Genomic DNA, 24,338 nt, shown 5'->3' on the forward strand with positions numbered 1-24,338 from the left:
ATCTAGGGGGTGGGGCGGGTCAGCCGCGGGCGCCGAGCAGGTGCTCGGTGGCCAGCTGCTGCAGGCGCACGAAGCCGAAGCCCTTGCCGCCGAGGTAGGCGTCGGCGTCGAACGACTCGTACGAAGCGGTGTCGGCGAGCAGGTCGTCGTACGACTCGCCCTCGTTCAGCGTCGGGGTGGAGAGCTCGGCGACCTTCGCGGCGGCCAGCGCCTCCTGCACCTCGGGGTCGGCGCGGAAGGCCGCGGCGCGCTCCTTGAGCAGCAGGTAGGTGCGCATGTTCGCGGCGGCCGAGTCCCAGACGCCGGTCTCGTCCTCGGTGCGCGAGGGCTTGTAGTCGAAGTGGCGCGGGCCGTCGTAGGCCGGAACGCCGCCGGGGCCGCCGTTCTCCAGGAGGTCGACGAGCGAGAACGCGTTGTGCAGGTCGCCGTGGCCGAAGACCAGGTCCTGGTCGTACTTGATGCCGCGCTGGCCGTTGAGGTCGATGTGGAAGAGCTTGCCGTGGTACAGCGCCTGGGCGATGCCGGCGGTGAAGTTCAGGCCCGCCATCTGCTCGTGGCCGACCTCGGGGTTCACGCCGACGAGCTCGGGGCGCTCGAGGGAGTCGATGAACGCGATCGCGTGGCCGAGCGTCGGCAGCAGGATGTCGCCGCGGGGCTCGTTCGGCTTGGGCTCGATGGCGAAGCGGATGTCGTAGCCCTTGTCGGTGACGTAGTCGCCGAGCAGGTTCACGGCCTCGCGGTAGCGCTCGAGCGCGGCGCGGATGTCCTTGGCGGAGTCGTACTCGGCGCCCTCGCGGCCGCCCCACATGACGAAGGTCTTCGCGCCCAGCTCGGCGGCGAGGTCGATGTTGCGGAGCACCTTGCGCAGCGCGAAGCGGCGGACGTCGCGGTCGTTCGACGTGAAGCCGCCGTCCTTGAAGACCGGGGCGCTGAAGAGGTTGGTGGTGACCATCGGCACGACGAGGCCGGTGGACTCCAGCGCGCCCTTGAGGCGGTCGATCTGGGTCTGGCGCTCGGCGTCGGTGGAGCCGAAGGCGAACAGGTCGTCGTCGTGGAAGGTGAGGCCGTACGCGCCGAGCTCGTCGAGCTTCTCGACCGCGTGGACGACGTCGAGCGGCTCGCGGGTCGGGCCGCCGAACGGGTCCGTCCCGTTGTAGCCGATGGTCCAGAGGCCGAACGAGAACTTGTCGGCGCGGGTGGGGGTCAGAGACATGGGATCCAAATCCTTTCCGGCGACGTCGCCGAATTGTTGTTGGACCCAACATATCCCGTCCGAGGCTGGAGGCGCAACGAGTGCGAGCCCCGGCGCGTTGCTCTCCGGCCCGCCGCCCGTGCCGCCCGCTCGTGCCGGGGGAGCCGCTCGCGAGCGGGGCGGCGCTCGGAGAGGCGGTCGCGAGGATCGCTTGCGCAAGCGCTTCGACTGTGCGTACAGTCGCTCCAGCACGACCGGTCGAAGCGCTTCGAAGCTCGACCGCGACCGACGACGACGTCCGGCAGGAGGAGCCATGGCGACCATCCACGACGTGGCCCGCGCAGCCGGAGTCTCGATCAGCACCGTCTCCTACGCCCTCTCCGGCAAGCGCTCGATCGCCGCCTCCACGCGGCAGCGCGTCGACGACGCGGTGCGTCAGCTCGGCTACCGGCCCCACGCGGGAGCCCGGATGCTCGCCGGCGCACGGACCCACATCCTCGCCCTCTCCGCCCCGATGCGCGGCGAGCTGCACCTGCCGACCCACATGCGCTTCGTCACCGAGGTGCTCGAGCGCGCCCGGGAGTCGGACTACGACGTCCTGCTGCTCGTCACCGATGAGGCCTCCAGCGGCATCGGCCGCGTCTCCTCCTCCTCGCTCGTCGACGGCATCGTCCTGATGGGCGTCGACGACGACGACGACCGCGCCGAGCTGATCCGCGCCGCCGGGGTCCCCGCCACCTTCATCGGCGTGCCCGCCGACTCCCACGATCTCGCCTGCGTCGACCTCGACTTCGCCGAGGCCGCCCGCCAGAGCGTCCGCCGCCTCGCCGAGCTGGGCCACCGCTCGCTCGGCCTGCTCGAGCACCCGCAGTCCTACACCGACCGCAACGCCGGCTTCGTCCGGCGCTTCGACGAGGCGTTCCGCGCCGAGGCCGCCGCGCTCGGAGTCGAGATCGCGGTCGAGCGCCCGCACCTCGGCCGCCCGAGCGCGTCGGCCGCGATCGACGCGATCCTGGCCGCTCCGGTCCCGCCCACCGCGCTCGTGCTGCACTGCAACGAGCCCGTGGCCGAGGCGGCGATCGAGCGCGTCCTCGAGCGCGGCCTCTCCGTGCCGTGCGATCTGTCGATCCTGGCGGCCTGCGCCAGCTACGACGGCGGCGCGCTCCCTGTCCCCACCAGCAGTCTTCCCCTCCCGTTCGACGCGATGTGCCGAGCGGCCGTCGAGCGGACCCTCCAGCAGATCGACTCCGGCCGCACCGTCGGCGTCGAGCTGCTCCCGCCCTCCTACGTCGACCGCGGATCCCTCGCGGTCGCTCCGACCGGCGCTCGGACGCCGGCGGCCCCGTCCGGCACTCCCGCGCCGGCCTCCCTCTAGTCCTCCGTCCTTGCCCCGCCCGCTCCGGCTCTGCGCACTGTCGAAACGCTTCGACTTCACGCCTCCGTGAGAGAGCGCTCCCTGCTCCACCCTCCGCAGCACCACCGCACCGTTCGAAGGAGAACCACCGCAATGTCGCTCCGATCCCGCTCCGCCTTCCACCGCCCGACCGCCGGTCTCAGCCGGCGCAACCTCCTCGCCGGAGGCGTCGGCCTCAGCGCGATGTTCGCGCTGGCCGCCTGCTCCGGTGGCGGCTCCGACGCCGGCTCCGACGCGCTCTCGACCACGGTCGACGGCGCGGGCCGCACCCTCACCCTCTGGGACTTCGAGACGCCCGACAGCGATCGCGGCATCGCCTGGCTCGCCGCCCGCGACATCTTCACCCAGGAGACGGGGGCCGAGATCGCGTACGAGTTCAAGGCCTTCGAGCAGCTGCGCACCGGCGCCAGCCAGATCTTCAACTCCAACTCGGCGCCCGACGTCGTCGAGTACAACAAGGGCAACGCGACCAGCGGGCTCCTCTCGAGCCAGGGCCTGCTCACCAACCTCGACGAGGCGGTCGCGTTCTACGGCTGGGACTCGCTGATCCCGGGCGCCCTGCAGACCACCGCGAAGTACGACGAGAACGGGATCATGGGCTCCGGCTCCTGGTACGGCATCCCCAACTACGGCGAGTTCACCTTCGTCTACTACAACAAGGACGCCTTCGCCGCGAACGGCCTCGAGGTCCCCACCACCTACGAGGAGTTCACGGCCGTCCTCGACGCCTTCGTGGCCAAGGGCATCACCCCGCTGGCCGAGGCCGGCGCCGAGTACCCGCTGCAGCAGCTCTTCTACCAGCTCGCGCTGCTGAAGGCCGACCGCTCCTGGATCACCGACTACCAGACCTACACGGGCGAGGTCGACTTCGAGGACGCGGCCTGGAGCTACGCGGCCGACCAGCTGAAGACCTACGTCGACAAGGGCTACTTCTCGGCCGACGCCTCCGGGCTGAAGGCGGAGGACGCGGGCACGGCGTTCATCTCGGGCGAGTACCCGATCTTCTTCTCGGGCTCCTGGTGGTTCGGCCGATTCAAGACCGAGATCACCGGATTCGAGTGGGACACGTTCCTCTTCCCGGGCGCCGAGTTCACGATGGGCTCCGCCGGCAACCACTGGGTGATCCCGGAGACGGCGAAGAACAAGGACCTCGCCTACAAGTGGATCGACATCACGATGCGCCCCGAGATCCAGAACCTGATCGGCAACAACGGAGGCATCCCGCTGGTCGTCGACGAGAGCGCCATCACCGACGAGAAGAGCAAGGCGCTGCTCTCGCAGTGGAAGACGGTCGTCGACGGCGACCAGCTCTCCTTCTACCCCGACTGGCCCACCGCGACCTTCTACGACGACCTGGTCGCCGCCACGCAGGAGCTCATCAACGGCTCCTCCGACGAGTCCGCCATGCTCTCCGACCTCCAGGCCAAGTACGACGACGGAGTCGCCGACATCAAGTGACGCGTCGCGTCACTCGATGTCGGAGCCCCCTCTCCCTCCGCGAGATGCCACTTCGGTACGCGACACGCCGTCGCGCCCGTACCGAAGTGGCATCTCGCGGCAGCGCACACCACGATCCCGTCCGACCTAGGAGTACCCATGACGACGACAGCACCTCGTCGCGCGGAGAGCGCACCGCCTCCCACGACGCCGCCCCGCGAGAAGCGCTCCGGCGGCTACTGGCTCTACCTGATCCCGGGGTTCGTGCTCTTCACGTTCATCGTGCTGATCCCGCTGATCTGGAACGTCTACATCAGCTTCACGTCCTGGCGCGGCATCAAGCCGCCGATCTTCATCGGCCTCGACAACTGGATCGAGCTGATGGGCGACGACCAGTTCTGGACCTCGTTCCTCAACTCGGTCTACATGGTCATCGCGATGGTGATCGTCCCCACGATCCTCGGGCTCCTGCTCGCGGCGATCCTGTTCGATCTCGTCGGCAAGAAGTTCGGCGGGCGCCTGGCGAGCTTCCTCCGCGCCACCTACTACCTCCCGCAGATCCTGCCGACCGTCATCGCCGCGATCGTCATCGGATGGATCCTCCGCCCCGACAACGGCGCGCTGAACTCGATCCTCGAGGCCGTCGGACTCGGCTCCCTCTCGCACGACTGGCTGGGCAAGCCGGACACGGCGATGCTCTCGATCATGGTCGTGATGATCTGGGTGCAGCTGGGCTACCCGGTCGTCATCTTCATGGCGGCGCTGCAGCGCGTGGACCCCGAGCTCTACGAGGCGGCTGAGCTCGACGGGGCCAACTGGTTCCAGCGCTTCCGCTGGATCACGGTCTCGATCATCCGGCCCGAGATCTTCGTGGTCACCCTGACCTGCACCATCGCCGCGCTGAAGGTCTTCGGCCCGATCTACGCCCTGACCCGCGGCGGCCCCGGCGATTCCACGATCGTCCCCTCCTACTACTCGTACACCGAGTTCTTCCAGAAGCAGCAGGTGGGCTACGGCGCCACCATCGCGACCGCGCTGACGATCGTCATCGTGATCCTCGCCGTGCTGTTCATCCGCGCCCAGGAGCGCGTCGAGCGCAGCGAAGGAGCCCGCTGATGTCGGCCATCGAGACCCTGCCCCTCACCCAGGCCGGCACGGAGGACGCGGACCTCTCGTCCTCGCGTCCCGCCAAGCCCGCGAAGGGGACGACCAAGCGCACCCTCGGCGACTGGGTGATCCTCGCCGTCGCCGTGGTGATCGGGCTCGTGATCATCAGCCCGGTGCTGCTGATCCTGCTCAACTCCTTCAAGACCCCCGCGGAGTACTCGGCGAACGGCCCGCTAGCCTTCCCGACCGGCCTCTCCTTCGACGGCCTCTCGACCTTCTGGAGCCGCGTCGACTTCCCCGAGAAGCTCGGCAACTCGATCCTCATCTCGGGGTCGGTCGCGATCCTCGCCGTCGCCCTCTCGGTGCTGAACGCCTACGCGATCGGCATCGGCCGGGTCCGCGGCCGGAGCTGGATCATCGTCCTGTTCCTGCTGGCCAACATGCTCCCGCAGGAGGCCCTGCTCTACCCGCTGTACTACATGTTCAAAGCGGTCGGGATCTACGACACCCAGCTCTCGGTCATCGTCATCTTCACCGTGATCCAGTCGGCGTTCGGCACCTATCTGCTCTCGAGCGTCTACGGCACCTTCCCGAAGGAGATCCTCGAGGCCGCGGCTCTCGACGGAGCCTCGAAGTGGCAGGTCCTCACCCGGGTGATCGTCCCGATCTCGCGGCCCACCCTCTCGGTGCTGATGATCTTCTTCTTCATCTGGACCTGGAACGAGTTCCTCATCCCGCTGGTCTTCCTGGTGAGCGACGCGACGCAGACCGTCCCGATCGCGATCTCGAGCCTCCAGGGCGACAAGATCATGGACGTCACCACGACCAGCGCGAGCGCCCTCCTCGGACTGCTCCCGACGCTGATCTTCTTCCTGATCTTCCAGCGCACCCTCACCCGCGGCATCACCGCCGGCGCGGTCAAGTAGCCCTCTCTCCCTCCGCCGGCGGACTCCTCGCGGGATCCGCCGGCGCGCCATCGAAAGGCACCCCCATGAAGTTCACCGACGGGTTTTGGCAGACGCGGGCCGGATTCACGCCCCTGTTCGCGCAGGAGGCGTACGACATCCGCACCGACGGCTCCTCGCTCGAGGTGATCGCCCCGACCCGGGTCATCCAGGGCCGCGGCGACGTCCTCAACCGGCCGGCGCTCACGGTCACGGTGTCCTCGCCGGCCGAGGGGGTCGCGCGGGTGCGCATCGAGCACTGGCGCGGGACGGCCGCCCGCCCCGGCTTCGAGCTGGCCGAGGGCGACGTCGGAGCGGCGGAGGTCACGGAGGCGGGCGGCGTGCTGCGCACCGGCGACCTCGAGGTGCGCATCGCGCAGGGCGCTCCGTGGTCGCTGGAGTTCTGGGACACCTCGACCGGCACGCGCCTCACCGGCTCCGGGCACAAGGCGCAGGGCTACCTGACCGGACCGGACGGAGCCGCCTACCTGCACGAGCAGCTCGACCTCGGCGTCGGCGAGCTGGTCTACGGCCTCGGCGAGCGCTTCGGCCCCTTCGTGAAGAACGGCCAGACCGTCGACGTGTGGAACGCCGACGGCGGCACCTCCTCCGAGCAGGCCTACAAGAACGTGCCCTTCTACCTCTCCAGCCGCGGCTACGGCGTGCTCGTGAACGACCCCGGCCTCGTCTCGTTCGAGATCGGCTCCGAGGCGGTCGAGCGCGTGCAGTTCTCGGTCGGCGGCGAGGCGCTGGAGTACCTGGTGATCCAGGGCCCGACGAAGAAGGACGTGCTGCGCCGCTACACCGCCCTCGCGGGCCGCCCCTCCGTCGTGCCCGCCTGGAGCTACGGGCTCTGGCTGACGACCAGCTTCACCACGAGCTACGACGAGGAGACGGTGAGCTCCTTCATCGACGGCTTCGCGGAGCGGGAGCTGCCGCTGTCGGCGTTCCACTTCGACTGCTTCTGGATGCGCGAGTTCCAGTGGACCGACCTCGAGTGGGACCCGCGCACCTTCCCGGACCCCGAGGGGATCCTCGCGCGCCTGCACGAGCGGGGGCTGCACACCTGCGTCTGGATCAATCCGTACATCGCGCAGGCGTCGCCGCTGTTCGCCGAGGGGCGCGAGAAGGGCTACCTGCTCCGGACGGACTCCGGCGACGTCTGGCAGTGGGACATGTGGGTCGCCGGCATGGCGCTGATCGACTTCACGAACCCGGAGGCGACCTCCTGGTTCCAGGAGAAGCTCCGCGTCCTCGTGCGCCAGGGGGTCGACTCCTTCAAGACCGACTTCGGCGAGCGGATCCCGTCGGAGGGCGTCGTCTGGGCCGACGGGACCGACCCGGAGGCGATGCACAACTGGTACACCCAGCTCTACAACCGCGCGGTGCACGAGGTGCTCGAGCAGGAGCTCGGCGAGGGCCGCGCGGTCCTCTTCGCCCGCAGCGCCACCGTCGGCGGGCAGTCGCTGCCCGTGCACTGGGGCGGGGACAACACCTCCTCCTACGTGTCGATGGCCGAGACCCTGCGCGGAGGCCTCTCGCTCGCGCTGGGCGGGTTCGGCTTCTGGGCGCACGACATCGGCGGCTTCGAGGGCACGCCCGATCCCGGAGTGTTCAAGCGCTGGCTCGCGTTCGGCCTGCTCTCCTCGCACTCGCGGCTGCACGGCTCCTCCTCGGTGCGCGTGCCCTGGGCGTTCGACGAGGAGGCCGTGGAGGTCACCCGGCTCTTCACGCGGCTGAAGCTCTCGCTGATGCCCTACCTCTTCGCGGCGGGGGCGGAGGCGGCGCGCACCGGCGTCCCGATCATGCGGCCGATGGTGCTCGAGTTCGAGGACGACCGCACTGCCGCCCACCTCGACACGCAGTACCTGCTCGGGCACGACCTGCTCGTCGCTCCGGTGTTCACCGAGGACGGCACGGTCGAGTTCTACCTCCCGCGCGGGACGTGGACGAGCTGGTGGACGGGCGAGCGGATCGTCTCGACGGGGGAGTGGCGCCGGGAGGTCCACGGCTTCGACTCGCTGCCGCTGTACGTGCGCGAGGGCGCGGTGATCCCGGTCGGCGCCCGCCAGGACTCGGCCGAGTACGACTACCTCGACGGGCTCGAGCTGCGGGTGTTCCCGGGGCCGGACGGAGCGACGCCGGTCCGGGTCGTCGCGCACGACACGGGCGAGCAGACGGTGTTCACGGTGACGCGCTCCGGTGACGACGTCGCGGTCGACGGTCCGGCCGGCACCTGGACCTGGACCCGCGCCGGAGACTGAGTCGCGCACCGTCAGCTGAGACGGGGGTCCCTCGCTCCAGGGCGGAGGGACCCCCTTCTCAACTGACGTTGCGCGCGGTGGGCGCCGTCCCACCCGCCGATAGGCTGGCACCGGCCAGCAGAGGAGACCGCGGAATGCCCGACCACGCGACGCGCGGCAACAACCTCGACCGCGTCCGGCGGCACAACCTCTCGGCGATCCTCCGCCTCGTGCACCGCGGCGGCCCCCGCTCCCGCTCGCAGCTGACCCGCCTGACCGGCCTCAACCGCTCCACGATCGCGGCGCTGGTCGGCGAGCTGGTCGAGCTGGGCATCGTGCGCGAGCGCGAGCCCGCCACGCCGAACCAGGTCGGGCGGCCGAGCCCCGTCGTCGAGGCCGATCCCGGAGTCGTCGCGCTCGCCGTGAACCCCGAGATCGACGCCGTCACGGTCGCCGTGGTCGGTGTCGACGCCGTCGTCCGCCGCCGCATCCGCCGCTCCGCCTCCGTCCCCACCGCCGAGGCCGCCGCCCGTCTGGCGGCCGAGGCTGTCGCCGAGCTGCTGGCCGAGCTGCCCGAGGAGACCCGCACGGTCGGCATCGGCGTCGCCGTGCCCGGCCTCGTCCGCGACGCCGACGGCCTCGTCCGGGTCGGCCCGCACCTCGGCTGGGACGACGAGCCCTTCTCCCGCATGCTCGCCGACGCGACCGGCCTGCCCGTCCTCTCGGCGAACGACGCCAACCTCGGCGCGCTCGCCGAGAGCGTCCTCGGCGCCGGCCGCGACGTCTCGCACCTCGTCTACCTCAACGGCGGCGCGAGCGGAGTGGGCGCCGGCGTCATCGTGGGCGGCGCGCCTCTGCACGGCGTCGACGGCTATGCGGGGGAGATCGGCCACACCCTCGTCAACAGCGCGGGCATCGACTGCCACTGCGGTGCCGTCGGCTGCCTCGAGACCGAGGTCGGCCGCGCCGAGCTGCTCACGGTGCTCGGCCTCGACGAGAGCGAGCGGCTGGAGGAGGCGCTCGCCGCCTCCGAGGACCCGGCCGTCCGCGCCGAGGTCGAGCGCCAGCTCGGGCACCTCGCGGTCGCCCTGCGCAATGTGATCAACGTGTTCAACCCGCAACTCGTGGTGCTGGGCGGCTTCCTCGGTGCGCTGATCGGAGTCGCGCCGGGCTTCCTGGAGGAGCGCCTGGGCCGTGGAGGTCCCTTCCGGGTCGCGCTCGACTCCGTGCGCATCGTGCGGACCGAGCTCGGCGCCGACCTGCTCATGCTGGGCGCCGCCGAGCTCGCCTTCGAGCGCCTGCTCGCCGACCCGCTCGGCACGCCGCTCCACCCGGTCTGATTCCTCGGCGGGCCGAGGGGTGGCGCCGCTGTCCGACACGTGGTCGAATTGATTCGACCGAGCGGCGTGGAGCCGTCGCGGTCCGCTCCCGCGCCGAGGACGACACCGGCCGCACCCCCTCCCTCCCACCCCGCTGCGCCCCGCGCAGGAAGGCACTCCGTGTCCACTCTCGCCTCGACTCCGACCGGCTCGATCCCCGTGCACCGCCACCCGGGCGATGCCCTGACGGCTCGCCAGCGCCTCGTCTACGTCATCGTCCTCGGCTCGCTGACCGCCCTCGGGCCCTTCACGATCGACCTCTACCTGCCGGCGTTCCCCGCCCTGCAGAGCGAGCTGAACGTGTCGGAGGCGGCGGTCCAGCTGACGCTGACCGGCACGACCCTCGGCTTCGCGCTCGGGCAGCTGGTCGTCGGGCCGTGGAGCGACGCGGTCGGCCGGCGCCTGCCGATCCTCCTGGCCACCTCGCTCCACGTGCTGGCCTGCGTCGGAGCGGCGCTCGCGCCCGAGATCGTCACGCTCGGCGTCTTCCGCTTCCTGATGGGAGCAGGGGCGGCGGCGGGCGGCGTGGTCGCGATGGCGATGGTCCGCGACCTCTTCGGCGGACGGCCGCTGGTGCGGATGCTGTCCCGCCTCGCCCTGGTGTCGGGTCTCGCGCCCGTGCTCGCGCCGGTCATCGGCTCGCAGCTGCTGCTGGTCATGGACTGGCGCGGCATCTTCGTCTTCCTCGCCGCCTACGGTGTGCTGGTCGTCTCGGCCGTCGGCCTGCTCATCGTCGAGACCCGGCCCCGCGCCGCCCGGCACGAGCGCGAGCACCGCTCGCTGGTGCAGCGCTACCGGGCCGTCCTCAGCGACCGCGTGTTCCTCGGTGTGGCGGTGATCGGAGGGATGACCTTCGCCGGCCTGTTCACCTACCTCTCCAGCTCCTCGTTCCTGTTCCAGGGCCTCTACGGGTTCGACGCGCAGCAGTACGGGCTGCTCTTCGCCGTGAACTCGCTCGGCGTCGTCCTCGGCGTGCAGGCGTCCTCCTACCTCAGCCGGAGGATCGGGCCGCAGTGGATCCTCGCGATCACGACGCTGACGCTGTTCACCTCCGCCGGCCTGATCGCCCTCTTCGACGTGCTCGGGCTGGGGCTCTGGGGCACCCTGGTCCCGCTGTGGTTCTTCATCGCGTCGTGCGGCTTCAGCTTCCCGTGCGTCCAGGTCCTCGGCCTGGTCAACCACGGCCGGGAGGCGGGGACGGCCGCGTCGCTGCTGGGTGCGGTGAACTTCGGCACCGCAGGACTGCTGTCGCCGATCTCGGGGATCTTCGGCGCCGGCTCGGCCGTGCCGATGGCGCTGGTGATGATGGCGACGGCGACCGTGTCGATCCTGGCGCTCTGGCTGATCGTCCGGCCGAGGAGCGTCCCGGCGCTGCAGGACTGAGCGGGCGGCGCCTCCTCGGCTGTCCGGCCCTCGCTGGATCCGCTCCCGAGCACCGCTGCTACAGTCCCCTCCCATGTCCTCCCGCGACTCCTCCGCCCTGCTCGCCGAGCTCTCCGACCCCGACCGCGACGTCCGCCTCCGCGCGGCGATGAACCTGGGCGAGCTGGCCGAGCCCGCCACCGCCGAGCCCCTCGCCGCGCACCTGTGGGAGGAGCCCGACTTCTTCGTCCGCGACGTGCTCACCTGGTCGCTCGGCCGCCTCGGCTCCGCCGCTGTCCCCGTCGCCCGCGAGGCGCTCGGCCGCGAGCCCCGGGTGCGCACGCAGGCGCTCCACGTGCTCAGCAAGATCCTCGACCCGGCGACGCTCGACGACATCACCCCGCTGGCCGCCGACCCCGAGCCCGCCGTCGCCGCGAAGGCCCGATTCGCGCTGGGCCGCCTCGGCGACGAGCGCGCGCTGCCGGTCCTGCTCGGCCTGCTCGGCGACGACGACGCGGAGGCGCAGAACGTGCTCACCGACGTCCTCGCCTCCTTCGGCGCCGCGGCCGTCCCCGGTCTGGAGCAGTCCCTCCGCGAGGGGTCCGCGCCGGTCCGCCGTCACGCCGCCGCCGCGCTCGGCTACCTGGGCGACGACGCGCGACCCGCCGTCGACGCGCTGGACGAGGCCGCCCGCAGCGACGACTCCGCCCTCGCGGTCTCGGCCGTGATGGCGCTCGGCTCGATCACCGGGCCCGACGCGGCCGCCGCGCTCGACCGGGCCTCCGCCTCGGACGACTCCCGCGTGCGCGCCGTCGCCGCGCGGCTCCTCGCCCGGTCCTCGGAGCCGACCCGCCTCGACGCTCTCCGTGCCGCCCGCCTGTCCCGCGCGGCCGGCTGAGGCGCGCAGCGACGCCCCGCAGACCGGCTTCCCGCGCGGACGGCTGAGGCGAGCCGCAACCCCCAGCGCGGGAACAGCGGGTGACGGCATCATGTCCGGATGGATCACCGCGACGACCGCCTGTCGACCGAGCCCGGAATCGCGCGCCCCGACGCCGTCCAGCGCGAGCGGATCCGCGAGCGGGTGCCGTCCGACGACGTCGCCGCGCGGCTGCTGACGAAGGAGGCGGCGCACCGGGTCTCCCGTCGCTGGCCGCTGATCTCCGCGTCGCTGGCGATCCTGCTCACGGTGCTCCTCGCCGTGCTGATCGCCTTCCGCCCCACGTCGGCCTTCCGCTTCGACGTGGAGTGGATGGACGAGGTCGTCGAGCACCGCTCGCCGGTGTGGGACATCCCGGCCCTCGTCATGAACACGGTCGGAGCCGGGCTCGTCGGCACGACGCTCATCCCGCTCGGCATCGTCGCCGTGCTGCTGGTGTTCCGGAGGCGGTGGGCCGCGCTCTACTACGCGATCGCCGCGCTGGTCAGCGTGGGGGCCACGCAGCTCGTCAAGGAGCTGGTGGGACGCGCGCGCCCGGCCGACATGCTCGTCACCAGCGACTACGGCTCCTTCCCGTCGGGCCACACCGCCAACGCCGCGACGACGGCGATGGTGCTGGCCCTGGTGTTCCCGCTGCTGTGGGTCTGGATCGCCGGCTTCCTCTACACCGTGGCGATGATGGCGAGCCGCACCTACCTCGGCGCCCACTGGCTGAGCGACACCGTCGGCGGCCTGCTGCTCGGGATCGGCGTGGCGCTCGTGGTCTGGGCTCCGCTCGCCGGCCGCCTGCGCACCGAGGCCGAGCTCCCGCATCCGCCGATCTGGATCCGCCGCACCACCTGACCGGCGCAGTCCTCTCCGCGGGAGGGCTCCGAGGCCCGGGAGATCGGCGCCCGAGGAGAGCGGAGGCTCGTCGATCAGCCGAAGGCGGCGAGGGAGTCGAGCTCGTTGAAGGTGTACACGTGCAGGCCCGCGAGGCGGTCGCCCGCCGCCGCCTCCAGGCGTGCGACGAACGCGGACGGATCGAAGCGGCGCCCGCGGAGGAGCCCGCCGGCCACCGAGGTGCTCCGCTTCAGGAAGCCGAGCGAGGAGCCCACTCCGATCCGCGCGCCCAGCGTCAGCAGCCGCGAGCGCTCGACCGGCCCCGGCACCCCCGCCCACAGATCGGCGGCGATCCCCGTCTCGCGGAGCCGGTCGGCGTAGCCGACCACCGCGTCCACGTCGAAGCACATCTGCGTGACGATCGAGCGGATGAACGGGGCGCGCTCGCGCAGGTGCCGCTCGATGCTCTCGTCGGAGAGGTGCGGGTGGCCCTCGGGGTAGCCCGCGATGTCCAGGGCCAGCCCGGGCGAGATCTCGCGGGCGTCGCGGATGAGCTCGAGGCTCGTGGAGTAGGCGCCGGCCGCCGAGGACGCGTCGCCCGAGATCACGAACGCCTCGTCGATCCCCGCCTCGCCCATCCGCCCGAGGACCTTCTGCAGCGCGCCGCGGCCCTCGACGTTCCGCGCCGCCAGGTGGGGAACCACGCGGAACCCGCGCCCGGCCAGCGCGACCGCGCAGTCCACGGTCCTCTCGGTCCCGTGCTTCGGCAGGCTGGTCACGGTCAGCGTCACCGCGGAGGGGTCGGGGAACGCCCGCGCGGCGCGCTCGCCGATGTCGTCGGCCGGGATGATCTCGAAGCGCGCGCGGGTCATCGGCCCAGCCTGCCACGCGGAGGCGCAGCGGTGCGGGCGGTGGCCGCGGCCGCACGAGTGTCGGAGGGGCGCCCTAGCCTGGAGCCGATCGCCGCCCGGTGGTCGCGGAAGGAGTCGCGTGTACCTGGAGTCCGGCCGCGTGGTCACGAGCCCCACCGACCTGTCGAACTGGGCGGCCTGCGAGTGGGCCGTCCTCCGCCGGTTCGACGCCCTGCTGGGCCGTGCACCGCGCCTCGAGGCCGAGAAGGACGGGATGCTCGAGCGCACCGCGGTGCTCGGAGACGAGCACGAGCACCGCTTCCTCGCCGAGCTGAAGCGCACGCACGAGGTGCTCGAGTTCGAGCGCCCCGAGCCCGCCGGTTACCCCGCGGCGGCCGAGGCCGCCGTCGAGGCGATGCGCGCCGGGGTCGACGTGCTCTACCAGGCCACCTTCTTCGACGGCGAGTTCCTCGGCTTCTCGGACTTCCTCCTCCGCACCGCCGACGGCGCCTACGAGGTCTACGACACCAAGCTCGCCCGGCACGCGAAGATCCCGGCGCTGCTGCAGCTCGCCGCCTACGCCGAGCAGATGCAGGCCCGCGGCATCCGCGTGGGGGAGCAGGTTCACCTCGTGCTCGGCGACGGCTCCGTGACCAGTCACGAGCTGGCCGTCGTCGCTCCGGTCCAGCGGGTGCAGCGCGCCCGGCTCCGCGCCGTGCTCGCCGAGCGCCTCGCCGCCGACGAGCCGCTGGCGTGGAGCGATCCGCGCTACCCCTCCTGCGGACGCTGCTCCGTCTGCGCGCCCGAGGTCCAGGCGCACCGCGATCCGATCCTCGTCGCCGGGATGCGGCTCGACCAGCGCGCGAAGCTCGCGGCGGCCGGCGTGCGGACCCTCGACGCGCTCGCCGAGCACGACGGCCCCGTCCCCGGCCTGGGCGCGGGCACGCTCGAGGGCCTCCGCGCCCAGGCGCGGCTGCAGCTGCGGTCGGAGTCGTCGCCGGTTCCGGCCGTCGAGGTGATCGACGCCTCCGTGCTCGCCGGGCTCCCCGCCCCCGACCCGGGCGATCTCTTCTTCGACTTCGAGGGCGACCCGCTGTACACCGAGGACAACCGCGAGTGGGGCCTCGACTACCTCTTCGGCACGGTCGACGACCAGGAGCGCTTCACCGCGCTCTGGGCGCACGACCTCGCAGCCGAGCGCCGGGCGCTCCTCGACTTCCTCGCACTCCTGCGGGTCCGCCGCGCAGAGCACCCCCGGATGCACATCTACCACTACGCCTCCTACGAGCGCAGCCATCTCCTCTCGCTCGCGCTCCGGCACGGGGTCGGCGAGGAGGAGGTCGACGGGCTCCTGCGCGACGGCGTCCTGGTCGACCTGTACCCGGTGGTGCGGCGCGCGCTCCGCGTGGGCTCGCGCAGCTACTCGCTCAAGAAGCTGGAGCCGCTCTACATGGGCGAGGAGGAGCGGGACGCGTCCGGTGTCACGAACGCCGCCGACAGCATCGAGATGTACGTGGAGGCGCGCGCGGCGCTGGAGGCCGATCCCGTCGACGGCCGGCGCCGGCTCGACCTCGTCGCCGAGTACAACGCCTACGACTGCCGCTCCACGCTCCGCCTGCGCGACTGGCTGCTCGAGCTCGCTCCGCCGCGCGAGGAGCTGCCGCCGCTGCTCGAGGTCGAGATCCCCGTGCCCCGCGAGCCGCACCCGGTCGCGGTCGCCCTGCTGGCGCAGGTCGAGGGGATCGAGCCGCGCGAGCGCACGCCCGACCAGACGGCGCTCGCCCTCGCCGGGGCCGCGATCGACTACCACCGCCGCGAGGCCAAGACCTTCTGGCAGGAGCACTTCGACCGCCTCCGGCAGCCGCTGGACGAGTGGGCGGACACCCGCGACGTCGTGATGATCGACCGGGTCGAGGTCGTCCGCGACTGGGCGAAGCTCCCGCGGGCCCGCACGCAGTCGCGCGAGCTGCGGATCGTCGGTCGGCTCGCTCCCGGCAGCCGGCTCGGCGTCGGCTCCTCGCCGTACCTGGTCTACGAGGCCCCGCCGCCCCCCGGTGCGCCCTCGCCCAGTCCCGGTCTGCGCGGCGCCTCCGAGCGCTCCGAGATCCTCGCGGTCGACGACGACGGGGAGCGGATCGTCCTGCTCCTGAAGGAGGGCCTGAAGGCGGGGGAGGATCCGCACGACGACGCTCCCGTGGCCCTCGCCCCCGCGCCGCCGCCGCGTGCCGCTCCCCAGCCCGATGCGATCGCGGAGTGGGGCGGCGAGGTCCTCGACGCGCTGCCCGCGATGCTGGCCGACCCGGCTCTCGACGTCCTCCGCCGCGTGCCGCCGGGAGCCGTCGCCCCCGTGCAGGGCGACGACGTGATCGGCGCGGTCGTCACGACTCTGCTCGGACTCGACCGGGCGACCCTCGCCGTGCAGGGTCCGCCCGGCACGGGGAAGACCTACGTCGGGTCGCACGTGATCGCACGGCTGGTGAACGAGCACGGCTGGCGGATCGGCGTGGTCGGCCAGTCGCACTCGGTGGTCGAGAACGTGCTGAGCGCCGTCGTCGGGCGCGGCGTCGATCCCTCCCGAGTGGCGAAGGTGCCCAAGAACGGCACGTCGCCCGAGGCGCTCGAGGCCGCGCCCTGGGCGCCGGTGAAGAACGCGGCGGCGCTCACCGCGGTCCTCGAGGAGGGCGGCGGCTGCGTCATCGGCGGCACCGCGTGGACCTTCGCGAACCCGGTCACGGTGCCGCGCCGCTCGCTCGACCTCCTGGTGGTCGACGAGGCCGGGCAGTTCTCGCTCGCTCCGACGATCGCGTCCGCCGTCTCCGCGCAGCGCCTGCTCCTGCTCGGCGACCCGCAGCAGCTGCCCCAGGTGAGCCAGGGCGCGCACCCGGAGCCGGTCGACGAGTCGGCGCTCGGCTGGCTCGCCGACGGGCACGACGTCCTCCCGCCCGAGTACGGCTACTTCCTCGCGCAGACCCACCGGATGCACCCGGCGCTCTCCGACGCCGTCTCCGAGCTCTCCTACGAGGGCGCGCTGCGGTCGCGGGCGCCGGAGACGCGTCGTCTGGAGGGGGTGGCGCCGGGCGTGCACTCCGTCCCGGTCGAGCACGCGGGCGACACCACCTCCTCGCCGGACGAGGCGAGGCGCGTCGTCGAGATCGCCCTCTCCCTCGTCGGCCGCACCTGGACCGACGAGCACGGCGAGCGGACGCTGACCGCCGCCGACGTCATCGTCGTCGCGCCCTACAACGCCCAGGGCGGGCTCCTCCGGGCCGCCCTCGACGCCGCGGGTCTCGAGGAGACGCCGGTCGGCACGGTCGATCTCTTCCAGGGCAGGGAGGCGGTGGTCGCCATCGTGTCGCTCGCCGCGTCCTCCGGGGCGGACGTCCCGCGGGGGCTGGAGTTCCTCCTCCTGCCGAACCGGCTGAACGTCGCGGTCTCGCGGGCGAAGTGGGCGGCGTACCTGGTGCACTCGCCGGCGCTCGCCGCCTCGCTCCCGACCTCGCTGACCGGCCTCGAGCACCTCTCCGGCTTCCTCCGCCTGCTCGAACGGGGTGCGCACACCGTCCGGTGACGGATCCGGTGGCCGGAAGGCGCACTCCGCTCCGATTCCGTCGGTGCCGGGCATGGTGGACGACGCGATCCGTCGCTACGGTGGCTCCATGAGAATCCTCCTGGTCGGCGCCGGCGGCGTCGGCGACGCCTTCGCGAAGATCGCCGCACGCCGCTCCTTCTTCGAGCAGATCATCGTCTGCGACTACGACCTTGCCCGGGCCGAGCGCACGGTCGCCTGGATCGCGGAGCGGCACGGTGCGGACGACCGCTTCGTCGCCGCCCGGATCGACGCCTCCGACGCCGAGAACGTCGAGACGGTCGCCCGCGCGCACGGGGCGACCCACGTGATGAACGCCGTCGAGCCGCGCTTCGTCCCGACGATCTTCGCCGGAGCGCTCGCCGCCGAGGCCGACTACCTCGACATGGCGATGAGCCTCTCGCTCCCGCACCCCGAGCAGCCCCACGAGCTGACCGGGCTCAAGCTCGGCGACGAGCAGTTCGCCGCGGCGGAGGAGTGGTCCTCCCGCGGCCGCCTCGCCCTGGTGGGCATGGGCGTGGAGCCGGGCCTCTCCGACGTCTTCGCCCGCTACGCCTCCGACCACCTCTTCGACGAGATCGACGAGCTCGGAGTGCGCGACGGCGCGAACCTCGTCGTGCACGACGCGGACGGCCGCGAGATCTTCGCTCCCTCCTTCTCCATCTGGACCACCATCGAGGAGTGCCTGAACCCGCCGGTCGTGTTCGAGCGCGACCGCGGCTGGTACACCACGGCCCCCTTCTCGGAGCCGGAGGTGTTCGAGTTCCCCGAGGGCATCGGCCCGGTCGAGTGCGTGAACGTCGAGCACGAGGAGGTGCTGCTGATGCCGCGCTGGCTGGACGCGAAGAAGGTCACCTTCAAGTACGGCCTCGGCGAGGAGTTCATCGGCGTCCTGCGCACCCTCCACCTCCTCGGCCTCGACAGCACCGAGCCCCTGCGGGTCCGCTCGACCGGCGGTCCCGTCGAGGTCTCGCCGCGCGACGTCGTCGCCGCCGCCCTGCCCGACCCGGCTGGGATCGGCCCGCGGATGACCGGCAAGACCTGCGCCGGCCTCTTCGTCTCGGGCACGAAGGACGGCGCCCACCGCGAGGTGTACCTCTATCACGTGAGCGACAACGAGTGGACGATGGCCGAGTACGGCACCCAGTGCGTGGTCTGGCAGACGGCGCTCAACCCGGTGGTCGCACTCGAGCTCCTCGCGACCGGCGTCTGGGCCGGAGCCGGAGTGCTCGGTCCGGAGGCGTTCAGCGCCGACCCGTTCCTCGAGCTGATGGCCCGCCCCGAGGCCGACGGCGGGTACGGCCAGCCCTGGCACGTCCGCGAGGACTGAGTAGCGCCGCCGACCTAGGCTGAGCCCATGAGTGACGACGACGGGCTCGCCTCGGCGAGGGACGAGGCGCGCGCGGCCCTGGAGGCCGCCCGCCGACTGCAGGCGGAGGCCGCCGAGGCCCTGGCGCGAGCGGAGGCGGCGGCCGCGGCGCTGAACGCGGCGGCCGGCCCGGAGGGGGCGGACGCCGTCGCCGACGACGTGCGGCTGGTGGCGGAGTCGGGGAGCGGAGCAGAGCAGACCGCTGCTCCGGCTGCCGCCGCTCCGGACGCCGCTGCTGCGGCTGCCGCCGCTCCGCCCCTGCCCGCCGCGCCCGCCGCGGCCCCCGGCCCGCTCCCCGAGAGCGCCGTCGACGCCGTGCGCTCCGGCTACGCATTCACCGGCCCGGCCCTCGAGCTCGGCGCCCTCGTCAACGGCGACGCGCGGATCGACGTCCCCGTCCGCATCCCGCTCGGCATGCTCAACCGGCACGGCCTCGTCGTCGGCGCGACCGGCACCGGCAAGACCAAGACGCTGCAGGTCCTCGCCGAGCAGCTCTCGGCCCACGGCGTCCCCGTCTTCGCCGCGGACATCAAGGGCGACCTCTCCGGCCTCGCCACTCCCGGCACCGCGACCGACGCGCTGCTCGCCCGCACCCGCGGCATCGGCCAGGACTGGCGGGCGGAGGCGGCCCCCGCCGAGTACTTCGCGCTCGGCGGCATCGGCACCGGCGTCCCCGTCCGCGCCACCGTCACCGGCTTCGGCGCGCTGCTGCTCGCGAAGGTGCTCGGCCTCAACCACACGCAGGAGTCGAGCCTCGGCCTCGTCTTCCACTACGCCGAGAGCGCCGGCCTCCCGCTCGTCGACCTGTCCGACCTCCGCGCCGTGCTGACCTACCTCGTCGGCGAGGAGGGCAAGGCGGAGCTCGCCGAGCTCGGCGGTCTCTCGAAGGCGACCGCCGGGGTGATCCTCCGCGAGCTGATCGCGTTCGCCGACCAGGGCGCCGACGTCTTCTTCGGAGAGCCCGAGATCGACACGGCCGAGTTCCTCCGCCTCGCCGACGACGGGCGCGGCGTCGTCAGCCTCCTCGAGGTCCCCGGAGTCGCCGACCGCCCGGCTCTGTTCTCCACCTTCCTGATGTGGCTGCTCGCCGACCTCTTCAACGACCTGCCCGAGGTCGGCGACCTCGACAAGCCGAAGCTGGTCTTCTTCTTCGACGAGGCGCACCTGCTCTTCCGGGACGCGTCGAAGGACTTCCTCGCCGCGATCACCCAGACCGTGCGCCTCATCCGCTCCAAAGGGGTCGGCATCGTCTTCGTCACGCAGACCCCGAAGGACGTGCCCGGCGACGTCCTCGCCCAGCTCGGCTCCCGCGTGCAGCACCAGCTCCGGGCGCACACGCCGGACGACGCGAAGGCCCTCCGTGCCACCGTCTCGACCTACCCCGAGAGCGACTACGACCTCGGCGAGGTCCTCCAGGCGCTGCCCATCGGCGAGGCGATCGTGACGGTCATGAACGAGCGCGGCGCCCCGACCCCGGTCGCCTGGACCCGTCTCCGCGCCCCGCTCGGCTCGATGAAGCCCACGCCCGAGGCCGACCGCGAGGCGAGTGTCCGGAGCTCCCCCCTCCTCGCCCGCTACGGCACGCCCCTCGACCGCGATTCCGCGCGCGAGATCCTCACCCGCCGGCTCGACGCCGCCGCCGACGCCGAGGACGCCCGCGCCGCCGCTGAGCAGCAGGCCGCCGACGACGCACGCCGCGCGAAGGAGGACGCACGCCGCGCGAAGGAGGAGACCGCGGATGCCGCGCGTCGCGCCAAGGAGCGGGCCGCCGCCGAGCGCGCCGCCGACCAGGCCGCCGAGCGCTCCCGGCGACGCACGGCACCGACCTCGCGCGGGACCCGCACCAGCCGCCGCGAGAAGACCGTGGTCGAGGAGGTCCTGGGCTCGAGCGCCGGCAGGACCCTCCTGCGCGAGGTGGTGCGCGGGATCTTCGGGACCGCTCGACGGCGCTGACGCGGCCCCGGCCGCCTTCGGAGACGAGGTGCTAACGGGGGCGTGTTAGCGTCGGTAGCATGAGTGAGAGCGGGACGACGCGGGAGCGGATCCTCCGGGCGACGGTGGAGCTGCTGGCCGACGGCGGGCGGGACGCGGTGTCGACGAGGGCGATCAGCGCGGCGGCGGGGGTGCAGGCGCCCACGATCTACCGGACGTTCGGCGACCTGCGCGGGCTGCTCGACTCCGCCGCGGCAGCCGGATTCGCCACGGCTCTCGCCGACTTCGAGCGGAGCGAGGCGCCGACCGACCCGGTCGACGCGCTCCGCGCCGCCTGGGACCACCACGTCGCCTTCGGACTCGCCGAACCGCACCTCTACGCGCTCATGTTCACGGCGCGGCCGGGGGAGGAGTCGGAGGCGGCGCGCCTGTCCCGCGGCGTCCTCCTCGACGCGGTCCGCGCCGTCGCCGAAGCCGGCCGCCTCACGGTCGACGTCGAGCGCGCCTCCCGCCTGCTCCAGTCGGCCGCGCTCGGCTGCACCCTCACGCTGACCGCCCTCGCCGACCCCGACGATGAGCTCTCGACCCGCTCGCGCGAGTCCGTCCTCGCGGCGATCACCACGGCGGAGGCGGGCCCCACCGATCCCGCCGCCCGCGCGGTCGTCGCGCACGCCGTCGCCCTGCGCACGGCGCTGCCGCAGATCGAGCCCTTCAGCCCGGGGGAGCGGCTCCTGCTCGACGAGTGGCTCGAGCGCATCGCCGACTGACCGCCCGGATCGGCGACCGGCCGTCCGCATCCCTGACTGACCGCCGGGATCGCCGGCCGACCGTCCGCGATGTCGTATTACGGATGGCGACGGGCACGATCCGGGACCGGCACCTACTGTCGGACCATGTCCCGATCCATAGCCGAACTCTTCTTCCGCCCCGTCTGCGCCGCCTGCTCGGCCCCGCTCGTCGCCCGCCGTGGCGCGTTCTGCTCCGACTCCTGCGCGCGGACGAACCACCTCTACGGCTGATCCCGCGCGCTCGCGGCGACTCCACCAGCGGCCGGCTGCGCCCGTTCGATGCGACGCCGCTCGCTCACGGAACGTCCGCACCGGTTAAACAAAACGGTGCCCGTGCTGGCGAGAGCAACGGACACCGTTCGCGGAGGATGGGGGATTCGAACCCCCGAGGGCTTTCACCCAACACGCTTTCCAAGCGTGCGCCATAGGCCACTAGGCGAATCCTCCTGGCACGACCTGAGCCGCGACTCATCGATACTAGCCGGTGTCGGAGCCTCCCGCTGACCACGACCCCGACGCGACCTGCTCTCCGCCGCCGCCGTCGTCGGTTAGACTGTCACCCGGCTCCCCGCGTGGCGCCATCCAGGCCAACTCCCCCAGGGCGGAAACGCAGCAAGGGTAACCGGGCTCTGGCGGGTGCGCGGGGGGTCTTCTTCCGTTAAGGGGGCCGCCGGTCCTGCCCGCCTCCGCCGCTCCGCCGCCCCGCAGGCCCGGAACGCCGGAGGACACTCCTCCCCAGCACGCGCCGCCTGCACGCCGTCCCATCCCTGGCCTCTACTCAGCCAGGCGGAGGGACCCCCTCGGTAGGCTGGATCCGATGGTTCAGAGCATCTACATCTCGTCCGCCGAAGGTCATTCGGGCAAGTCCACGGTCGCCCTCGGCGTCCTCGATGCGCTCAGCAGCCAGGTGCAGCGGGTCGGCGTCTTCCGCCCGATCGCCCGCTCCACCTCCGAGCCCGACTACGTGCTCGAGATGCTGCTCGGCCACTCCGACTCGGGCCTCGCCTACGAGGACTGCATCGGCGTCACCTACGAGGACGTCCACGCCGACGGCGAGGCAGCGCTCTCGCGGATCGTCGAGCGCTACAAGGGCGTCGAGGCGCGGTGCGACGCGGTCGTCATCCTCGGCTCCGACTACACGGACGTCGGCAGCCCCACCGAGCTCGGCTACAACGCCCGCATCGCCGCCAACCTCGGCGCTCCGGTCCTGCTGGTCCTCACGGGTCGGGACTCGTCCCGCAGCGAGCAGCTGGGCCAGGCGCCCGCGCGCACGCCGGAGGAGATGCGCCAGATCACCGAGCTCGCCTCGGTGGAGCTGCGCACGGCGCACGCGAGCCTCATCGGAGTGATCGCCAACCGCGCCGATCCCGACACCGCCGCCGACGCCGTCGCGGCGATCCGCGAGAGCATCCCCGCCACCGTCCCGGTCTGGGCGATCCGCGAGGACCCGTTCCTCGTCGCTCCGAGCCTGTCCCGCCTGGTCGAGGCGGTCGACGGCGTCGTGGTCGCGGGCGATCCCGAGCTGCTCGGCCGAGAAGCGCTCGGCGTGGTGATCGCCGGCATGTCCATGGTCAACGTCCTCCCGCGGCTCACCGAGGGCGGCGTCGTGATCGTCCCCGGCGACCGGCCCGAGGTCGTCCTCGCCGTGATCATGGCGTACGCCTCCGGCACGTTCCCCACCGTGACCGGCATCATCCTCAACGGCGGCTTCGAGCTGCCGGAGCCGATCGTCCGCCTGATCGAGGGCGTCGACAGCCGCGTGCCGATCGTGATGACCGAGCTCGGCACCTACGACACCGCCGTCCGCGTCACCGCGGCCCGCGGTCGCCTGGCGGCAGACTCTCCGCGCAAGCGCGACACCTCCCTCGCCCTCTTCCAGGAGGCCGTCGACGCGGTCGAGCTGCTCACCCTGCTCGACGTCGGCCGGTCCGAGGTCGTCACGCCCCTGATGTTCGAGTACGGGCTGATCGAGCGCGCGCGCATCGCCGACCGCCACATCGTCCTCCCCGAGGGCGGCGACGACCGGATCCTCCGCGCCGCCGCGACCGTGCTCAAGCGCGGCATCGCGCGGCTGACGATCCTCGGCGAGGAGGCCGAGATCCGCGCCCGTGCGGCGGGCCTCGGCCTCGACCTCGACGGCGCCCGCGTGCTGAGCACCCTCGACCCCGAGCACCGCGCGCGCTTCGCCGAGGAGTACGCCCGCATCCGCGCGCACAAGGGCATCACCTATGACCACGCCTACGACACGGTCACGGACGTCTCCTACTTCGGCACGATGATGGTGCAGCTCGGCCTGGCCGACGGCATGGTCTCGGGAGCCGCGCACACGACGGCGCACACCATCCGCCCCGGCTTCGAGATCATCAAGACGAGCCCGGGCGTCTCCGTCGTCTCGAGCGTGTTCCTGATGGCGCTCGCCGACCGCGTCCTGGTCTACGGCGACTGCGCGGTGAACCCCGACCCGACCGAGGCGCAGCTCGCCGACATCGCGATCTCGTCCGCCGAGACCGCCCAGCAGTTCGGCATCGACCCCCGCATCGCGATGCTCTCCTACTCCACCGGCGAGAGCGGAGCCGGAGCCGACGTCGAGAAGGTCCGCGCGGCGACGGCCCTGGTGCGCGAGCGCCGGCCCGACCTGCTCGTCGAGGGCCCGATCCAGTACGACGCGGCGGCGGACGCGGCGGTCGCGGCCTCGAAGATGCCCGGCTCCCAGGTCGCCGGGCGGGCGACGGTGTTCATCTTCCCCGACCTCAACACGGGCAACAACACCTACAAGGCCGTGCAGCGCTCGGCCGGCGCCGTCGCCATCGGACCGGTCCTCCAGGGCCTGCGCAAGCCGGTCAACGACCTCTCGCGCGGCGCGCTCGTGCAGGACATCGTGAACACCGTCGCGATCACGGCCATCCAGGCCGCGACGCAGGCCATCGTCCCGCCCACCGCCGCCATCCCCGTGGTGCGCTAGCGGCGACCCCGCC

General features: G+C 72.4%; 17 protein-coding genes, 1 tRNA gene and 1 other RNA gene. 16 read left to right on the forward strand and 3 right to left on the reverse strand.

Annotation, left to right across the window (positions count from 1 at the left end):
* Positions 1-19: 19 nt before the first annotated feature.
* Positions 20-1,213 (reverse strand): xylose isomerase, encoded by a 1,194-nt coding sequence (gene xylA / locus GSU45_RS04685; protein WP_104227357.1) that lies wholly within the window; start codon positions 1,211-1,213, stop codon positions 20-22.
* Positions 1,214-1,505: 292 nt separating this feature from the next.
* Between xylA and GSU45_RS04690 the strand changes: the two genes are divergently transcribed.
* The 9 genes from GSU45_RS04690 to GSU45_RS04730 all read left to right on the forward strand — a co-directional run bounded on the left by GSU45_RS04690 (position 1,506) and on the right by GSU45_RS04730 (position 12,858).
* Positions 1,506-2,567, forward strand: coding sequence for a LacI family DNA-binding transcriptional regulator (locus GSU45_RS04690; RefSeq protein WP_159913121.1), 1,062 nt, complete (start codon positions 1,506-1,508; stop codon positions 2,565-2,567).
* Positions 2,568-2,699: 132 nt separating this feature from the next.
* Entirely contained in the window at positions 2,700-4,064 is a 1,365-nt protein-coding gene (locus GSU45_RS04695; RefSeq protein WP_244248216.1) for an extracellular solute-binding protein, read from the forward strand.
* Between the two features lie 138 nt (positions 4,065-4,202).
* Positions 4,203-5,159 (forward strand): sugar ABC transporter permease, encoded by a 957-nt coding sequence (locus GSU45_RS04700; RefSeq protein ID WP_159913123.1) that lies wholly within the window; start codon positions 4,203-4,205, stop codon positions 5,157-5,159.
* On the forward strand, positions 5,159-6,076 hold the full coding sequence (locus GSU45_RS04705) for a carbohydrate ABC transporter permease (RefSeq protein WP_104227354.1): 918 nt from the start codon (positions 5,159-5,161) through the stop codon (positions 6,074-6,076). Before GSU45_RS04700 ends, GSU45_RS04705 begins: the two co-directional genes overlap by 1 nt.
* 65 nt (positions 6,077-6,141) lie before the next feature.
* Positions 6,142-8,358 (forward strand): alpha-xylosidase, encoded by a 2,217-nt coding sequence (gene yicI, locus GSU45_RS04710; protein ID WP_159913125.1) that lies wholly within the window; start codon positions 6,142-6,144, stop codon positions 8,356-8,358.
* A 134-nt stretch (positions 8,359-8,492) separates the two neighbouring features.
* On the forward strand, positions 8,493-9,677 hold the full coding sequence (locus GSU45_RS04715; RefSeq protein WP_159913127.1) for an ROK family transcriptional regulator: 1,185 nt from the start codon (positions 8,493-8,495) through the stop codon (positions 9,675-9,677).
* A 159-nt stretch (positions 9,678-9,836) separates the two neighbouring features.
* A complete protein-coding gene (locus GSU45_RS04720; protein WP_244248217.1) occupies positions 9,837-11,099 on the forward strand; it encodes a multidrug effflux MFS transporter in 1,263 nt (420 codons plus the stop codon).
* Between the two features lie 73 nt (positions 11,100-11,172).
* On the forward strand, positions 11,173-11,976 hold the full coding sequence (locus tag GSU45_RS04725; protein ID WP_159913129.1) for a HEAT repeat domain-containing protein: 804 nt from the start codon (positions 11,173-11,175) through the stop codon (positions 11,974-11,976).
* Between the two features lie 99 nt (positions 11,977-12,075).
* Positions 12,076-12,858, forward strand: coding sequence for a phosphatase PAP2 family protein (locus tag GSU45_RS04730; RefSeq protein WP_159913131.1), 783 nt, complete (start codon positions 12,076-12,078; stop codon positions 12,856-12,858).
* A 74-nt stretch (positions 12,859-12,932) separates the two neighbouring features.
* Here the strand turns inward: GSU45_RS04730 and GSU45_RS04735 are convergent, their stop codons facing one another.
* Entirely contained in the window at positions 12,933-13,709 is a 777-nt protein-coding gene (locus GSU45_RS04735; protein WP_159913133.1) for a methylenetetrahydrofolate reductase, read from the reverse strand.
* A gap of 118 nt (positions 13,710-13,827) precedes the next feature.
* On the opposite strand from GSU45_RS04735, the gene GSU45_RS04740 reads away from it, so the two are divergent.
* The 5 genes from GSU45_RS04740 (at position 13,828) to GSU45_RS17360 (ending at position 21,594) form a co-directional block, all read left to right on the forward strand.
* On the forward strand, positions 13,828-17,256 hold the full coding sequence (locus GSU45_RS04740; RefSeq protein WP_159913135.1) for a bifunctional RecB family nuclease/DEAD/DEAH box helicase: 3,429 nt from the start codon (positions 13,828-13,830) through the stop codon (positions 17,254-17,256).
* Positions 17,257-17,344: 88 nt separating this feature from the next.
* Entirely contained in the window at positions 17,345-18,604 is a 1,260-nt protein-coding gene (locus tag GSU45_RS04745; protein WP_159913137.1) for a saccharopine dehydrogenase C-terminal domain-containing protein, read from the forward strand.
* A 27-nt stretch (positions 18,605-18,631) separates the two neighbouring features.
* Positions 18,632-20,596 (forward strand): helicase HerA-like domain-containing protein, encoded by a 1,965-nt coding sequence (locus GSU45_RS04750; RefSeq protein WP_159913139.1) that lies wholly within the window; start codon positions 18,632-18,634, stop codon positions 20,594-20,596.
* 59 nt (positions 20,597-20,655) lie between these two features.
* Complete coding sequence (locus GSU45_RS04755; protein WP_159913141.1) at positions 20,656-21,342, forward strand: TetR/AcrR family transcriptional regulator; 687 nt, start codon at positions 20,656-20,658, stop codon at positions 21,340-21,342.
* Between the two features lie 126 nt (positions 21,343-21,468).
* On the forward strand, positions 21,469-21,594 hold the full coding sequence (locus GSU45_RS17360; protein WP_258060618.1) for a hypothetical protein: 126 nt from the start codon (positions 21,469-21,471) through the stop codon (positions 21,592-21,594).
* Between the two features lie 131 nt (positions 21,595-21,725).
* Here GSU45_RS17360 and GSU45_RS04760 read toward each other — a convergent pair.
* Positions 21,726-21,810: transfer RNA gene (locus GSU45_RS04760), tRNA-Ser, on the reverse strand.
* 112 nt (positions 21,811-21,922) lie between these two features.
* Here GSU45_RS04760 and ffs point away from each other — a divergent pair.
* Positions 21,923-22,019: signal recognition particle sRNA small type (gene ffs, locus GSU45_RS04765), an RNA gene on the forward strand.
* A gap of 161 nt (positions 22,020-22,180) precedes the next feature.
* The gene (gene pta / locus GSU45_RS04770) at positions 22,181-24,325 is read left to right on the forward strand and encodes a phosphate acetyltransferase (protein ID WP_104227473.1); all 2,145 of its coding nucleotides are present in this window, start codon (positions 22,181-22,183) and stop codon (positions 24,323-24,325) included.
* Positions 24,326-24,338: the final 13 nt, after the last annotated feature.

This window comes from Rathayibacter sp. VKM Ac-2801 (assembly GCF_009834245.1).
In the GTDB taxonomy this organism is placed as follows: Bacteria; Actinomycetota; Actinomycetes; order Actinomycetales; family Microbacteriaceae; genus Rathayibacter.

Bases quoted from the DNA above. Each gene is read 5' to 3' on its own strand.
- GSU45_RS04725 (WP_159913129.1), top strand. From the start codon at position 11,173: ATGTCCTCCCGCGACTCCTCCGCCCTGCTCGCCGAGCTCTCCGACCCC.
- GSU45_RS04700 (WP_159913123.1), top strand. From the start codon at position 4,203: ATGACGACGACAGCACCTCGTCGCGCGGAGAGCGCACCGCCTCCCACG.
- GSU45_RS04690 (WP_159913121.1), top strand. From the start codon at position 1,506: ATGGCGACCATCCACGACGTGGCCCGCGCAGCCGGAGTCTCGATCAGC.
- GSU45_RS04715 (WP_159913127.1), top strand. From the start codon at position 8,493: ATGCCCGACCACGCGACGCGCGGCAACAACCTCGACCGCGTCCGGCGG.
- GSU45_RS04735 (WP_159913133.1), bottom strand. From the start codon at position 13,709: ATGACCCGCGCGCGCTTCGAGATCATCCCGGCCGACGACATCGGCGAG.
- GSU45_RS17360 (WP_258060618.1), top strand. From the start codon at position 21,469: ATGTCCCGATCCATAGCCGAACTCTTCTTCCGCCCCGTCTGCGCCGCC.
- GSU45_RS04730 (WP_159913131.1), top strand. From the start codon at position 12,076: ATGGATCACCGCGACGACCGCCTGTCGACCGAGCCCGGAATCGCGCGC.
- GSU45_RS04695 (WP_244248216.1), top strand. From the start codon at position 2,700: ATGTCGCTCCGATCCCGCTCCGCCTTCCACCGCCCGACCGCCGGTCTC.
- pta (WP_104227473.1), top strand. From the start codon at position 22,181: ATGGTTCAGAGCATCTACATCTCGTCCGCCGAAGGTCATTCGGGCAAG.
- GSU45_RS04750 (WP_159913139.1), top strand. From the start codon at position 18,632: ATGAGTGACGACGACGGGCTCGCCTCGGCGAGGGACGAGGCGCGCGCG.
- yicI (WP_159913125.1), top strand. From the start codon at position 6,142: ATGAAGTTCACCGACGGGTTTTGGCAGACGCGGGCCGGATTCACGCCC.
- xylA (WP_104227357.1), bottom strand. From the start codon at position 1,213: ATGTCTCTGACCCCCACCCGCGCCGACAAGTTCTCGTTCGGCCTCTGG.
- GSU45_RS04745 (WP_159913137.1), top strand. From the start codon at position 17,345: ATGAGAATCCTCCTGGTCGGCGCCGGCGGCGTCGGCGACGCCTTCGCG.
- GSU45_RS04755 (WP_159913141.1), top strand. From the start codon at position 20,656: ATGAGTGAGAGCGGGACGACGCGGGAGCGGATCCTCCGGGCGACGGTG.
- GSU45_RS04705 (WP_104227354.1), top strand. From the start codon at position 5,159: ATGTCGGCCATCGAGACCCTGCCCCTCACCCAGGCCGGCACGGAGGAC.